Annotated in this window: 11 protein-coding genes; 8 read left to right on the forward strand and 3 right to left on the reverse strand. The window is 59.4% G+C overall.

Translation table 11 applies throughout. The annotated features are described in order from the left end of the window. Nucleotides 1-3 precede the first annotated feature (3 nt). A complete protein-coding gene (locus CFA77_RS05105; RefSeq protein WP_206992522.1) occupies nt 4-759 on the reverse strand; it encodes a 7-carboxy-7-deazaguanine synthase QueE in 756 nt (251 codons plus the stop codon). A gap of 2 nt (nt 760-761) precedes the next feature. Next, on the reverse strand, nt 762-2,165 hold the full coding sequence (trmFO, locus tag CFA77_RS05110; protein WP_206992523.1) for a methylenetetrahydrofolate--tRNA-(uracil(54)-C(5))-methyltransferase (FADH(2)-oxidizing) TrmFO: 1,404 nt from the start codon (nt 2,163-2,165) through the stop codon (nt 762-764). A gap of 95 nt (nt 2,166-2,260) precedes the next feature. Here trmFO and CFA77_RS05115 point away from each other — a divergent pair, with 95 nt between their 5' ends. The 3 genes from CFA77_RS05115 (at nt 2,261) to CFA77_RS05125 (ending at nt 5,064) form a co-directional block, all read left to right on the forward strand. Next, complete coding sequence (locus tag CFA77_RS05115; protein ID WP_206992524.1) at nt 2,261-3,064, forward strand: hypothetical protein; 804 nt, start codon at nt 2,261-2,263, stop codon at nt 3,062-3,064. Between the two features lie 65 nt (nt 3,065-3,129). Continuing rightward, a complete protein-coding gene (locus CFA77_RS05120; protein ID WP_206992525.1) occupies nt 3,130-4,113 on the forward strand; it encodes a hypothetical protein in 984 nt (327 codons plus the stop codon). Nucleotides 4,114-4,128: 15 nt separating this feature from the next. Beyond that, nucleotides 4,129-5,064 (forward strand): hypothetical protein, encoded by a 936-nt coding sequence (locus CFA77_RS05125; protein ID WP_206992526.1) that lies wholly within the window; start codon nt 4,129-4,131, stop codon nt 5,062-5,064. A gap of 12 nt (nt 5,065-5,076) precedes the next feature. Here CFA77_RS05125 and uvrA read toward each other — a convergent pair whose 3' ends face one another. Next, on the reverse strand, nt 5,077-8,151 hold the full coding sequence (gene uvrA, locus CFA77_RS05130; RefSeq protein ID WP_206992527.1) for an excinuclease ABC subunit UvrA: 3,075 nt from the start codon (nt 8,149-8,151) through the stop codon (nt 5,077-5,079). A 242-nt stretch (nt 8,152-8,393) separates the two neighbouring features. On the opposite strand from uvrA, the gene ssb reads away from it, so the two are divergent. The 5 genes from ssb to CFA77_RS05155 all read left to right on the forward strand — a co-directional run bounded on the left by ssb (nt 8,394) and on the right by CFA77_RS05155 (nt 14,095). Beyond that, entirely contained in the window at nt 8,394-8,873 is a 480-nt protein-coding gene (gene ssb / locus CFA77_RS05135; protein ID WP_034814137.1) for a single-stranded DNA-binding protein, read from the forward strand. A gap of 4 nt (nt 8,874-8,877) precedes the next feature. Further along, nucleotides 8,878-9,735 (forward strand): OXA-1090 family carbapenem-hydrolyzing class D beta-lactamase, encoded by an 858-nt coding sequence (blaOXA, locus tag CFA77_RS05140; RefSeq protein ID WP_206992528.1) that lies wholly within the window; start codon nt 8,878-8,880, stop codon nt 9,733-9,735. A gap of 132 nt (nt 9,736-9,867) precedes the next feature. Continuing rightward, nucleotides 9,868-12,660, forward strand: coding sequence for a DNA gyrase subunit A (gene gyrA / locus CFA77_RS05145; RefSeq protein WP_206992529.1), 2,793 nt, complete (start codon nt 9,868-9,870; stop codon nt 12,658-12,660). Between the two features lie 44 nt (nt 12,661-12,704). Further along, nucleotides 12,705-13,202: a pantetheine-phosphate adenylyltransferase gene (coaD, locus tag CFA77_RS05150; RefSeq protein WP_034814135.1), complete on the forward strand. Its 498-nt coding sequence runs from the start codon at nt 12,705-12,707 to the stop codon at nt 13,200-13,202. Further along, nucleotides 13,199-14,095 (forward strand): peptidylprolyl isomerase, encoded by an 897-nt coding sequence (locus tag CFA77_RS05155; RefSeq protein WP_206992530.1) that lies wholly within the window; start codon nt 13,199-13,201, stop codon nt 14,093-14,095. The genes coaD and CFA77_RS05155 overlap by 4 nt, the downstream gene beginning before the upstream one ends. Nucleotides 14,096-14,104: the final 9 nt, after the last annotated feature.

Raw genomic sequence — 14,104 nt, forward strand, 5'->3', positions numbered from 1 at the left:
GGCTCAGGTGCCGCGTGTATCGCCATACAGATGGATGTGCAGGCGGTCAGTGAAATTGTAGCCAGCTTCAAGACATGCCTCGGCAAGCCATGTTTCTCGCGCACGAAGTTCGGCGGGCGTACGGCCCTCGGGCATCAGCCATACGCGACCGGTGGGCATACCGGATTGTGCAACAAGGGCGTGAACTTCTGTGAGGTCTGACGGGTTTGCGACGACGATCTTGAAGTTAGCGCGCGGGTCGCTCGCATAGAAGTCGAGCACTTCGGGCCTGAGACGGATTGAGGCCGAATTGCCGGAATGGGCCAGCTTCGGCGAGACATTGAACTGGTCGATCAGCTCCGCCGCGAGACCAATAGGCTTGATCGTGCCATTGGTTTCGATCTCGATATAGAAGTCTGGGTCGAAGGTTTTGAGATTTTGGATTAACTCACCGAGTTCGCGTTGTTGCAGCAAAGGTTCACCACCGGTGAAGATGATGCGGCGGCAAGGCTGGCTGATCAGTCTCTCGGTCAGGGCGTCGACAGATACATCGACGGTCTCTGCGGTGCGGTCGAATTTTTTCGGGGCGCCCGGCAGGTCATCGCGATGAGCAAACTCCGTCCCCAGAAAATTCCATGTATAGGCCGTGTCGCACCAGACGCAGTGCAGGTTACACTGGGAAAAGCGCACAAATACACTCGGCTTGCCGGCCGAGACGCCCTCGCCTTGTAGCGAATGGAAAATCTCGGGCACGCCGGGCTCTGTGACGGCGAGGCGCATGTTTATTCTGCCGGGACCAGGCTGGTGGCCGACAGCCAGGAATCAAAGTCTTCCAGTGCGCGTACGGCCTGCGCGCGTTTCTTGGCGCGGCCCTTGTCCTTGCCGCGCAGGCGCTTGCCGTCGGGCCCGTGTTTGGGGAAATCGGTGATCTCAGGGAACAGGCCGAAATTCACGTTCATCGGTTGGAACGTCGCCTTGCCTTCAAGGTGTCCGCCGGTGATGTGGCGGATTAGCGAGCCGAGTGCGGTCGTCTCGGGCGGCGGCGCCAATGGACGGCCAAGGCGCTCTGCCGCGGCAAAGCGACCGGCGAGCAAGCCCATGCCCGCGCTTTCGACATAGCCTTCGACGCCGGTAACCTGGCCAGCAAAGCGCAAGCGCGGCAGGGTTTTCATGCGCAGCTGCTCGTCGAGCAGTTTCGGCGAATTCAGGAACGTATTGCGATGGATGCCGCCAAGCCGCGCAAACTCTGCTTTTTCGAGGCCGGGGATCATCCGGAAGATATCGGTCTGCGCGCCATATTTCAGCTTGGTCTGGAAGCCGACCATGTTCCACAAGGTGCCGTGGGCATTGTCCTGGCGCAGCTGGACGATGGCGTGCGCCTTGATGTCCGGCTGGTGTGGATTGGTCAGGCCGACCGGTTTCATCGGTCCGAATCGCAGCGTCTCGCGACCGCGCTCTGCCATGACTTCAATCGGCAGGCAGCCTTCAAAGTAAGGCGTGTTTTTTTCCCATTCCTTGAACTCGGTCTTCTCGCCCGAGATCAGCGCGTCGATGAAGGCATTGTACTGGTCTTCATCCAGCGGGCAGTTGATATACGCCGCTGTGTCTCCGCCGGGTCCGGGCTTGTCATAGCGGCTCTGGCGCCAAGCCTTGGTCATGTCGACGGAGTCGAAATAGACGATTGGCGCGATGGCGTCGAAGAAAGCGAGATCATCCTCGCCAGTATGGGCGTGGATGGCTTCCGCGAGCTTGAGCGAGGTGAGCGGCCCGGTGGCCACGATCACGCTGTCCCAGTCTTCGGGCGGGATACCGTCGATTTCCTCGCGGATGATGGTGACGTTCGGATGGGCTTCCAGCTTGGCAGTGACAGCTTCTGCAAAACCTTCGCGGTCCACGGCCAGCGCGCTGCCGGCGGGCACTTGGTGCTCGGCTGCCGTATGCATGATCAGGCCATTCGCGCGGCGCATTTCCTCATGCAGCACGCCGACGGCATTCGAGACGTGATCGTCCGACCGGAACGAATTGGAACAGACCAACTCCGCCAGTTTGTCGGTCTGGTGCGCATCAGTGCCTTTGACGCCGCGCATTTCGTGCAAGATGACGGGCACGCCTGCATTTGCGGCCTGCCAGGCGGCCTCCGACCCGGCCATGCCGCCGCCGATAATATGAATGGGTTTGATGCTCATGGGCCGGATGTGCGGGGCGACGGCCCCTCCGTCAAGATGGCGTTTGCCGTGATTCCTCGTGGCGAGCGCGCGGTGAGGCGTGTAAGGAGTCGGATATGACTCGTGAACTCTTCATTCCCAGCCTTGTTTCAGAGGCTTGGTCCCTTGCGCTGAAAGCGGCGCGGCCCAGCTTGGTCATCATGCTGGCCCTGATTGTGGCAGGCGGGGTTTACACGTTCGCCGTGGGACCTGGATCTTCAATGGGCGATGCAGCGCCGGCCATTGCTGCGCTGGTCGTGTTCGTAGTCGGCATCGAATTTTCGCTGGTTGTGTACCGCGCCATGCTGGACACCGGGACGGGAGACCGATTGCGCCTCGCCCATGCAAATCTGGCGATCTACGTGGCATTCCTGTTTGTGGGTGTCTTCATCGGGTTCTTCCTCCTGATTCTGCCCGGAATCCTGCTCAAGGCTTCCGGGCGGGTGGATGTTGATGCGGAGACGCCGCCAGAAGTCGTGCAGGCCGCGCTGATCGACATGCTGCCGACCGCTTATGGCGCGGTGCTGATCCTTGCCTGTCTGGCGGGTGCAGCCATACTGTTCTTCATGGCATTGCGTCTGTTGCTGGTTGGCGCTGCAACGGTTGCGACGGGCCAGACACTGGTGTTTCGCACATGGCCATGGACCAAGGGCCACGCTGTGAAACTCGGTCTCGCGGGACTGGCGACACATATCCTGCCATTTGCTGTGGCGGTTCTGATCAACTGGACCTTGCGGGATATCTGGGGCGATAGCGCCATTGGGGCCTTCCTGTCAGGCGCGATTGGCATGGCCCTGCTGGTGCCGTTCCTGCTTGGCGGACATGGCCTGGCGGTGGCCACCCTGCGCCAGCTGCACCCTGGTGCCGAGCCAAGCGAATGATTGCACCTGTCATCTAAATCGTCCTATCCTGACGCCTGATAAGCAGTTCAGGGGGGCTCTGCCACATGCCAAGCCGGTTTTCATTTGATGGCGCGCTGATGTTCGCGTTCCGTGCGGCGCATGTGCGGAGCTTTCTCTGGGTCTTTCCTCTCGCCTTTGCCGGTGTGTTCACCCTGTTCAGCTTGGCGATCCTGATTTTCGCCAAAGACGATTTTTTACAAGTATTCCAGACCATAGAAATGCTGGAGCAGGCCTCGGTCGGTCGGGGGGACCCTCAAGCCGTATTCGCCGCGATATTGGGTGCGATGGAGCCACTGGTCGGGTGGGCGGTCTTCGCCATGCTCGGCAGCTGGATCATCTGGGCAATGTTCGAAGCCGCGTCGCAACGGCGATATGTTCGCGATGAGCGATTTTCCCTCGGTTTCGGAGGGGATGAAATACGAATGATGGCGGTCGGACTCTGTTGGGCCGTGATGCAAACCCTGTTCATCATTGTACCGGTGCTCATGTTCTTTGGGGCCGTGTCCACGGCAGTGGGGCTTGCGGCCGATGGCGTTACCGAGTCACAGATCGCGAGCCGCGTCGTGGGTACGATCCTGGGTGCATTCGGGCTCTGGATCGTGCTGTTTTTTGTCTACGCGTTTTTCGCGACGCGGCTGGCACCGTGTTTTGGTCTCACCATAAAAGACAAGGCTTTCCGGTTTTTCGATGCCTGGAACGTGTCGCGTGGACGGTTTTGGCCAATCCTCGGTGCATATCTCATTCTCACCATCGTGGGCGGAATCGTCGTCAGCATCGCCGACCAACTGCTCCAGTTGCCTATGATGTTCATGATGGCGCCAGCATTTGAGAATGTTCAGACTGGCGATGACATTGCCGCAGCCTTCATGAGCAGTGGGGTGATCGTGGTGTTGGCCGTCTACCTGATCGCGCGCCTGTTCCTGTCGGGGCTGCTCATGCATGTCGCTGGCGCGCCGGCTGCGTTTGCGGCGAGGCATGACCCGCGCGGCAGTGTGGACGATACGTATCGTGTGGATACTTTCAGCTAGAGAGAGGGCGAGCTGATGAATACTCTGGAATTTTCAGTCGGGAATGCGATGGGGCACTTCCGCAAAACCGGGGGACCGAAAGGGTTTCTCTGGAAGTATGCGTTGGCATACGCGCTGATCGGAATTGTTGTGCAGGGGCTCAGCCTCTACCTCATGGCGCCCATCTATGGTGCTGCGTTCAATCCCATCGTCATGGAAGATCCCGACATGATGGATCAGGTGATGCTGGAGAATATGGGCCGGGTGGCGCTCGGCTATCTGGTCTCTTTTGTCTTTGGTATCCTGATGTGGATCATGTTCGAAGCCGCCAGCCAGCGTCGCTACATGCGCGCCGACGGGTTCAGCCTGAAGCTTGGCGGTGATGAAGGCCGCCTGTTCGTGGTCGGCCTGTTCTGGTTCGGTCTGCTGATCCTGCTTTATATAGGGATGTTCATATTGATGATGATCCCCATGATCATCGGAGTCGCCGCGGGCGGTGATGGCGCCATGGCCGCCGGAGCTGTGGCGGTAATTGTCATGCTTGCCTACATGGTGTTCGCAATATGGGTTGCTGTGCGCTTCTCACCCGCGGCCGCCATGACCATTCGGGATCGCAAGATTCGGTTCGGCAGTGCGTGGCGCGCCACCAAAGGCAAGGTGTGGACGTTGATCGGCAGCTGGCTGATCCTGGCGCTGATCATGATGGCGATCATCTTTGTCTTGTATCTGGTCTTCGCGGTGACCGCTGTCTTGGCGTTGATGCCGGTCATGCAGAGCGGATCGGACGATCCGGCCGCGATACTTGCTGCCTTTGCATCGCCGGGGTTCATCATCCCCGCGATTTTCTTCGGGCTGATCTATATGGGGCTGGCTGGCATCATGATGCATGTGTTCGGTGGCCCCGCAGCGCTGGCTGCGAAGACCGACCCGAACTGGACGGACACGGCGGCGATCAACGAAACCTTCGTCTAGCGCGACAGGCGATTACTTGGCAGGGCTCGGCGTGCGGGATTTCCGCTTTGCCGGGCTCTTGGCTTTTGGCGTTGCCTTGGTTGCGGCCTTTGCAGGGGCCTTGGCCTTCGGCCTAGCTGCAGCTTTGGCTTTCGCAGGCGCCTTTACGGCGGCCTTTTTCGGTTTGGCGGCAGGCTTTGCCTTGCTCGTGCCTTCGGCTCGCAATCGCTTGTTGCGCGCGGCGCGGCGCTCGTCCTGACGTCGGAACGTCTCGGCGAGGTGTTTACCGGTCCAACTGTCGGTGCAGGCAGCAATATCTTCCGGTGTGCCATAAGCGACGAGTTCGCCGCCGCCATCGCCGCCTTCAGGACCGAGGTCCAGCACCCAGTCCGCCGTTTTCACCACATCCAGATTGTGCTCGATCACGACGGCCGTGTTGCCGGTGTCGACGAGGGAGTGCAGCACTTCGAGAAGCTTGCGAACGTCCTCGAAATGCAGGCCGGTCGTCGGTTCGTCGAGAATGTAGAGCGTCTTGCCGGTGGCGCGCTTGGAGAGTTCCTTGGCGAGCTTCACCCGCTGGGCTTCGCCGCCCGACAAAGTCGTCGCCTGCTGGCCGACTTTCACATAGCCAAGGCCGACCTGGTTCAACGTGTCGAGCTTGGTCGAAATCGCAGGCACGGCGGAGAAGAATTTCGCGGCGTCTTCCACGGTCATGTCCAGCACGTCGGCAATCGACTTGCCCTTGAACAGGACTTCCAGCGTCTCGCGATTGTAGCGCTTGCCCTTGCAGGTTTCGCACGTGACATAGACGTCTGGCAGGAAATGCATCTCGATCTTGATGACGCCGTCGCCCTGACAGGCTTCACAACGCCCACCCTTCACGTTGAAGCTGAACCGGCCAGGTGCGTAGCCGCGCGCCTTGGCCTCGGGCAGTCCGGCAAACCAGTCGCGGATCGGGCCGAAGGCACCGGTATAAGTGGCCGGGTTAGAGCGCGGTGTACGGCCAATCGGGCTCTGGTCAATGTCGATGACCTTGTCGAGATGCTGCAGGCCTTCAAGGCTTTGGTACGGCTGTGGCGGGCTGGACGCGCCGTTCAGCTTGCGAGCCAGTGCTTTATAGAGCGTTTCGATGATCAACGTGGATTTGCCGCCGCCGGAGACGCCCGTGATGCAGGTGAAGCTGCCAAGCGGGATCGTGGCGTCGACATTTTTCAGATTGTTGCCGGTGGCCCCCTTCAGGGTCACCTTGCGCTTGGCTTTCTCGACCGGACGGCGCGTCGGAATCGGGATTTCCTTGGTGCCGTTCAGATAGTCTGCTGTCAGGCTTTTCGGACTGGCCATCACCTCATCGGGCGTGCCCTCGGCAATGATCTGGCCGCCATGCACACCTGCGGCCGGTCCCATGTCGATAACATGGTCAGCGGTCAGGATAGCATCCTCGTCATGTTCCACGACGATCACGGAGTTTCCAAGGTCACGTAGGCGTTTCAGCGTTTCCAGCAGGCGATCATTGTCGCGCTGGTGCAGGCCAATGCTCGGCTCGTCCAGCACGTAGAGCACGCCGGTCAGGCCGGAGCCGATCTGGCTGGCGAGCCGGATGCGTTGGCTCTCCCCGCCAGACAGCGTGCCCGAGGCGCGGCTGAGCGTGAGGTATTCCAGGCCGACATCATTGAGGAAGTCGAGCCGGTCATTGATTTCCTTCAGGATGCGTCCGGCGATCTCATTCTGCTGTTTCGTCAGCGACTTGTGAACGGCAGCGAACCAGTCATGTGCCTGCTTGATCGAGAAGACCGAGGCGTCGGAAATGTCGAGACTGTCGATCTTCACCGCCAGCGCTTCAGGTTTCAGACGCTTGCCACCGCAGGCCGGGCAGGGTGCGGCTGCCTGAAATTTCGCGATCTCGTCACGCACCCATTGGCTGTCGGTTTCGCGATAGCGGCGCTCAAGGTTCGGGATGACGCCTTCGAACGTCTTCTTCACCTCATAACGGCGCATGCCGTCATCGTAGACAAAATTGATTTCTTCTTCGCCCGTGCCGAACAGGATCATCTGGTGGATGTCCTCCGACAGTTTATTCCAGGGCTTCTTCAGGTCAAATCGGTAGTGCGCCGACAAGGCCTGCAGAGTCTGGGTCTGGTAGGGTGAGGTCGATTTGGCCCAGGGCGCGATCGCACCGTTCAGCAGGTCAAGATCCTTGTCCGGAACAACCAGTCCGGCATCCACCTTCAATTGCTGTCCGAGGCCGTCACAGGTCGGGCAGGCCCCGAAGGGATTGTTGAACGAGAAGAGGCGGGGTTCGATTTCAGGGATTGTGAAGCCGGAGACCGGGCAGGCGAAATTGGCGCTGTAGGTGATGCGCTTCGGCTCGGTCTCGCCGTCTTCGAGATCGGCATATTCGCCGATAGCGATGCCATTGGCGAGTCCGATCGCCGTCTCGAAACTTTCGGCGAGGCGCTGTTCCATGCCCTCGCGCACGACGATCCGGTCGACCACGACGTCGATGTCATGCTTGAATTTCTTGTCCAGTTTGGGCGGGTTTTCCAGTTCGTGAAACTCGCCGTCGACCTTGACCCGCTGGTAGCCATTCTTGAGCAATTCGGCGAATTCCTTGCGGTACTCCCCTTTCCGGCCACGGACGATAGGCGCCAGCAGGTAGAGCCGCGTGCCTTCGGGCAGGTCCATTGTGCGGTCGACCATCTGGCTGACGGTCTGGCTCTCGATGGGCAGGCCGGTGGCTGGCGAATAAGGAATGCCGACGCGCGCCCACAGCAGGCGCATGTAGTCGTAAATCTCGGTAACCGTACCAACGGTCGAGCGCGGGTTTCGGCTGGTCGTCTTCTGCTCAATCGAGATAGCGGGCGACAGGCCCTCAATGCTCTCTACATCCGGCTTCTGCATCAGCTCCAGGAACTGGCGCGCATACGCTGAAAGGCTCTCGACATAACGGCGCTGGCCTTCGGCATAGATCGTGTCGAATGCCAGCGAGGATTTGCCTGATCCAGACAGGCCGGTCATCACGACCAGCTCGCCGCGGGGGATATCCACGTCGACATTCTTGAGATTGTGTTCCTTGGCGCCGCGCACGCGGATGAAGGGAGACTCTGCCATTGACGGGCTCTCTGCTGGATTGATGCTCGTTTCGCCAGCGAAACGGAGCTAAATATCTGCTAGGTCCTATGTGTGCCTTGAGTCCAGCTTGACGACAAGAACAAAATGTGAACATACAGCGGGCGCTGCTTTTTCATGCCGAAGGCGGGGGAATTTTCACCGCAGCGGGCGACACACCGCCTTGAGCAGAGTAAAAGCGGATTCGAATCGAAAGCGAAACAGACCGGAGCGGAGTTGGAACCATGGCAGGATCAGTGAACAAGGTCATCCTTGTCGGAAATGTTGGACAGGACCCGGAAGTCCGCCAGTTCCAGAATGGCGGCCAGGTCGCCAGCTTCTCGCTCGCCACGTCCGAGACGTGGAAGGACAAGAATACGGGCGAACGCAAGGAAAAGACCGAATGGCATCGCGTTTCGGTTTTCAGCGAAGGCCTTGTCCGCGTTGTCCAGAATTATATCAAAAAGGGCTCCAAGCTCTATATCGAGGGCCAACTCGAGACCCGCAAATGGCAGGACAAGGATGGCCAGGATCGCTACACGACTGAAGTCGTGCTGCGCGGCTTCAATTCCACGCTGACCATGCTGGACAGCCGTAATGAAGGCGGTGGCCGGTCGTCCGGCAATGATTTCGGCGGCTATCAGGGGCAGGCCGGCGCGCCGCGCCAGATGAGCGGTCCGCAGGAAAGTTTCAGCCAGGACCTCGACGACGAGATCCCGTTCTAGCGCTATGCGGGCAGGCTGGCATCCTGCGCACTGGTTGGCGGCGACTGTGGTCGCCTTACTGGGCGCATGCCAGTCTCCGCCGATCGTCCCGGTCGGAAATCTTGATTCTGTCCTTACCAGCGAATCCCTGACGCCGGATACAGCGGCGCTCGTCGTCTTCCGGCTTGAAGACAGTCGGACATGGACCACCAGCGGTGAGCGTCCATCTGAGCGTTTCGTGGCCGCATCGACCTCCAAGATCCCGCACACGCTGATTGCCTTGGAGACAGGCGCTGTCAGCGGCCCCGATGAATGGTTTGAGTGGGATGGTGAGACGCGGTTCTTGCCGGTGTGGAATGAAAGTCAGGATTTCGCTTCGGCCTTCCAGCGTTCCACGGTGTGGATTTACCAGACGGTCACGCCGCGTATCGGCAATGTCGCGCTGAGCACTTGGCTCGCGCGCTTTGGCTATGGGAACGCTGACACGGGCACCGAGGATGATATTCAGACCTATTGGCTGAAGGGCCCGCTGAAGATCTCCGCGCGGGAGCAAGTCGTGTTTCTCGCGAAACTGTCTGCCCGCACTTTGCCGCTTTCGGCGCGGACCTATGAGCAGGCGATTCCGATGATGTTCGCCGAGAAGGGTGATGGCTGGTCGATCCATGCCAAGACGGGTTGGAAGAGTGTGCCCGGTGAAACGGATATCGGCTGGTATGTTGGTTGGCTGGAACAGACCGAAGGTGGCGCTCCGGGTACATATGCATTCGCGTTCAATCTGGACATGAACGCTGAAAATCCGGCACTGAAAACGCGCAAAGAGGCGGTCCGCAAAGCGCTCGAAACCATCGGGGCGCTGAGCCCTGCTTCCGAGACCCCGTTTTAGGGCGATTTCGCCCGTATTTACTGCTATTTTGGCCCTGTCGCATTTGTTTCAATCATGGCGGGATGCTAGACATGTTCCTGTATCGGAACAGGTGATTCCCGTTAATTTCACCGTAGCCAGGACGAATTCTCCATGAGCGACGACACAACTCCGCCAGACGACCCGGAAACGCCAGAAAATGGCGGTGAGGGCAGCGCGTCCCTTCCGGACGGCATTGAGCTGATTTCTATCGAATCCGAGCTGAAAAGCTCCTATCTCGACTATGCGATGAGCGTCATCGTGAGTCGGGCACTACCGGATGTGCGGGATGGTCTGAAACCTGTTCATCGCCGCATTCTCTATGCGATGAACGAGGGCGGCAATACGCCCAGCAAGCCGTACAAGAAATCTGCAAATATCGTCGGCGCGGTGATGGGTAACTACCACCCGCACGGTGACTCTGCGATCTATGACGCGCTGGTGCGCATGGCCCAACCATTCTCGATGGGCGTGACGCTCGTAGACGGTCAGGGCAATTTCGGCTCGATCGACAATGATCCACCAGCCGCCATGCGTTATACCGAAAGCCGCATGACGAAGGAGGCGACCTATCTGCTCGCCGATATCGACAAGGATACGGTCGACTTCCAGGACAATTATGACGGATCCCAGAAAGAGCCGATTGTCCTGCCGGCGCAGTATCCGAACCTGCTGGTCAATGGTGCTGGCGGCATCGCGGTCGGTATGGCGACGAATATCCCGCCGCACAATCTGGGCGAAGTGATCGACGCGACACTGGCAATCATCGAAGACCCGACGCTGGATGAAGACGCCCTGCTCGAAATCGTCCCCGGTCCTGACTTTCCGACCGGCGGCCAGATCATGGGCATGTCCGGCAGCCGCAAGGCGATGACCACCGGCCGCGGCAGCGTGATCATGCGCGCCAAGACCGATATCGAAGAAGCCAAGAATGGCCGTCAGGCCATTATCGTGACCGAAATTCCCTATCAGGTGAACAAGGCCGCGATGATTACAAAGATCGCGGAACTCGTGCGTGACAAGCGCATCGAAGGCATCGCTGACCTGCGGGACGAATCCGATCGGAACGGCATTCGTGTTGTGGTCGAACTGAAAAAGGATGCGAGCGCGGAAGTGGTGCTGAACCAGCTCTTCCGTTTCAGCCAGATGCAAACCAGTTTCGGCGTCAACATGCTGGCCCTTAATGGTGGTCGCCCGGAGCTGATGAACCTGCGCAAAGTGCTCGATTGCTTTGTGGCTTTCCGTCAGGAAGTCGTGGTTCGCCGCACCAAGCACGAATTGAACAAGGCACGCGACCGCGCCCACGTCCTTGTCGGCCTGGCCATGGCCGTGGCCAACATAGACGAAGTCATTCGCATCATACGCTATTCGCCCGATCCGAATGCAGCCCGCGAAGCTCTGCTCGAGAAAGCTTGGCCGATCATGGATATGGGCCCGCTGCTGGATCTGATCGCGGACCGCCGGACCCGCAAGGGCGACGGCGACACGATCTATCTGTCCGATGAGCAAGCGCGCTCCATTCTTGCGCTGCAGCTGTCCCGTCTGACGGGCCTCGGCCGTGACGAGATTGGCAATGAAGCCAAGGGTCTGTCCGAGAAGATCGAGGAATTCCTCAGCATCCTGCGGTCGCGCCAGCGCGTTCTGGACATCATCAAGGGCGAGCTCTCTGAAGTTAAAGAGAAATTCGCTGTTCCACGTCGGTCGGAATTCGCCTTTGGCGGCATCGACATGGAAGACGAAGACCTGATCGAGGTTGAAGACATGGTCGTGGCCGTGACGCATGGCGGCTACGTCAAGCGCACCCCGCTTTCGACCTATCGTACGCAGCATCGGGGCGGCAAGGGCCGCTCGGGCATGAACATGAAGGACGAGGACTTCGTCGTGAACGTGTTCTCGGCGACCACGCATACTGAAGTCCTCTTCTTCTCCTCGGCCGGCATGGTCTACAAGGAGAAGGTCTGGCGCTTGCCGATTGGTGGGCCGAACTCGCGCGGCAAGGCGCTGGTCAATATCTTCCCACTGGCCGCCGATGAGCGTATCGAAAGCGTCATGCCGCTGCCGGAGGACGATGAGTCCCGCAATGAGCTGGACGTCATGTTCGCGACGAAGACCGGCACGGTCCGCCGTAACAAGTTGTCAGATTTCACTCGCGTGAACCGCAACGGCAAGATCGCGATGAAGCTGGAAGATGATGACGGCATCGTGTCAGTGAAGATCTGTTCCGAGAAGGACGATATCCTGCTGACCACAGCGCTTGGCCAGTGTATCCGCTTTGCCGTTCCGGATGTACGTGTCTTTGCGGGGCGCAATTCGACCGGTGTCCGGGGCATCCGTCTGGGTGAAGGAGATGAAGTGATCTCCATGGGCATCCTGCGTCATATGGACGTTACGTCGGAAGAAGCGCGCGGCTATCTGAAGCATGCCGCCGCGATGCGCCGCGCTGCGACGGGCGAGGAAGAGGAAGTCTCGGACGATGATGGCGAAGAAGCCGTCGACGAGGCTGCCTTGAGCGCTGAACGCATTGCCGAACTCGGCGCCGCCGAGGAATTCATCCTGACCATTGCCGATGACGGCATGGGCAAGCGCTCGTCGGCCTATGACTACCGTGTCACCGGGCGCGGCGGCAAAGGCCTTGTCGCCCAGAATATCTGGGGACGCGACAAGAAGCAGGGGCCGGTCAAACAGGTTGCGCAATCCTTCACGGTGGGCGACGGCGATCAGGTCATGCTGGTCACCAATGCAGGCCAGTTGATCCGCACGCCTGTTGAGCAGATCCGCATCGCCGGTCGGTCGACGGGGGGCGTCTGGGTGCTCCGCACAGCCGAAGGCGAACGCGTGGTTTCTGTCGCACGGCTTGTGGAAGACGCTGAAACCGCTATGGATGATGCCGAAGATGCGGGAGACTAAATCCCGCACGGAAATCGGACCTGAAAGGCGGGGAGGACAGGCTTTTGCATCGCGTTGGACTATATCCAGGAACATTCGACCCGCCGACGAACGGCCATCTTGATATCATTGGCCGCGCCCGCAAGCTGGTGGACACGCTGATCATCGGCGTGGCGATCAATGAAGCCAAGAAACCCCTGTTCCCACTACAGGAGCGGGTCGACATGGTGCGGTCGGAGTGCGCCAAAATGAACGGACCGGGCCTGGCCGATATTAAGGTCATGCCGATGCATGGATTGCTCATGAAGTTCGCCGAGGCTTGTGAAGCACACATTATCGTGCGCGGCCTGCGCGCGGTTCAGGATTTCGAATACGAATTCCAGATGACCGCGATGAACGAGCAACTGAATCCCGACATTGAAACCGTGTTTCTGATGGCCGATGTTAGGCATCAGGCCGTGGCCTCTCGGCTCGTGAAGGAAATCGCGAGCCTGGGCGGAGATATCACGCCGTTTGTAACGCCCGACGTAAAACGGGCCCTGCTGGAGAAGTATGAAAAATGAAGTTTGCCGCTTTCGCGCTTGCCGCTTCCGCCATCGCCCTGACAGCCACGGCCGATACCACAGAAAGCGCAGCGCCAGCGGAAGACGCCCCGGCAACTTATACGGTTGAAGACGCCAAGGCCGATACGGCCAGCTGGCGTGCCGTTGACCCAGAGCGTCTGTTCATTTTCAATACCAACAAGGGGCGCATCCTGATCGAAGCGTTCCCGGAAGTTGCTCCCAAGCATTTCGAGCAGTTCTCCACCATTATCCGGTCTGGCGATTATGCGGGCACCAAGTTCCATCGCGTGATCGAAGGTTTCATGGCGCAAGGTGGCGACATTCGCGCCATCAATGGTGTGGGCTCTGGCCTGCAGGGCATCGAAGCTGAATTCACTTTCCGCCGCAATCCGGAGGAGATGCCGCTGGATTATGCGATTGGTGAGCGCGACGACGCAGACAATGGCTATATCAACGGCTTTCCGATCGCGACCCGCCCGCTTTGGCTGGCTCAAGACCTCGGGAACGAAACCATCGAAAGCTGGATCCCGCATTGCGCGGGCGTGGTGTCTACTGCGCGCCTTGGCAATGATGTGAACTCCGGCAATTCGCAATTCTTCCTAATGCGTGGACATACCGAACATCTCGACAAGCAGTACACCGCCTGGGGCCGTGTGCTTGACGGGCAGGATGTGGTCATGTCGATCAAGAAAGGTCCGGATGGCACTGATGGAGTGGTCACGGATCCAGACACGTTGGAATCGGCCGCCGTAGCGGCTGACCTGCCGGAAGGTGAGCGCCCCCAGGCTTGGGTCATGCGCACGGACAGCGACCTGTTTGCCGGCCTCATCACGGGGGCCGGTCGTCCGCATGTTTGTAGCCTGCCGCCCGTTCCAACGGTCGTTGAAGACTAGAGACTTTCT

It is taken from the genome of Hyphomonas sp. KY3 (assembly GCF_017309975.1).
Classification (GTDB): domain Bacteria; phylum Pseudomonadota; class Alphaproteobacteria; order Caulobacterales; family Hyphomonadaceae; genus Hyphomonas.

Excerpts from the sequence above, each read along its gene's own strand:
- trmFO (WP_206992523.1), bottom strand. The coding sequence starts at position 2,165 with ATGAGCATCAAACCCATTCATATTATCGGCGGCGGCATGGCCGGGTCG.
- CFA77_RS05155 (WP_206992530.1), top strand. The coding sequence starts at position 13,199 with ATGAAGTTTGCCGCTTTCGCGCTTGCCGCTTCCGCCATCGCCCTGACA.
- CFA77_RS05120 (WP_206992525.1), top strand. The coding sequence starts at position 3,130 with ATGCCAAGCCGGTTTTCATTTGATGGCGCGCTGATGTTCGCGTTCCGT.
- CFA77_RS05105 (WP_206992522.1), bottom strand. The coding sequence starts at position 759 with ATGCGCCTCGCCGTCACAGAGCCCGGCGTGCCCGAGATTTTCCATTCG.
- uvrA (WP_206992527.1), bottom strand. The coding sequence starts at position 8,151 with ATGGCAGAGTCTCCCTTCATCCGCGTGCGCGGCGCCAAGGAACACAAT.
- ssb (WP_034814137.1), top strand. The coding sequence starts at position 8,394 with ATGGCAGGATCAGTGAACAAGGTCATCCTTGTCGGAAATGTTGGACAG.
- CFA77_RS05125 (WP_206992526.1), top strand. The coding sequence starts at position 4,129 with ATGAATACTCTGGAATTTTCAGTCGGGAATGCGATGGGGCACTTCCGC.
- blaOXA (WP_206992528.1), top strand. The coding sequence starts at position 8,878 with ATGCGGGCAGGCTGGCATCCTGCGCACTGGTTGGCGGCGACTGTGGTC.
- CFA77_RS05115 (WP_206992524.1), top strand. The coding sequence starts at position 2,261 with ATGACTCGTGAACTCTTCATTCCCAGCCTTGTTTCAGAGGCTTGGTCC.
- gyrA (WP_206992529.1), top strand. The coding sequence starts at position 9,868 with ATGAGCGACGACACAACTCCGCCAGACGACCCGGAAACGCCAGAAAAT.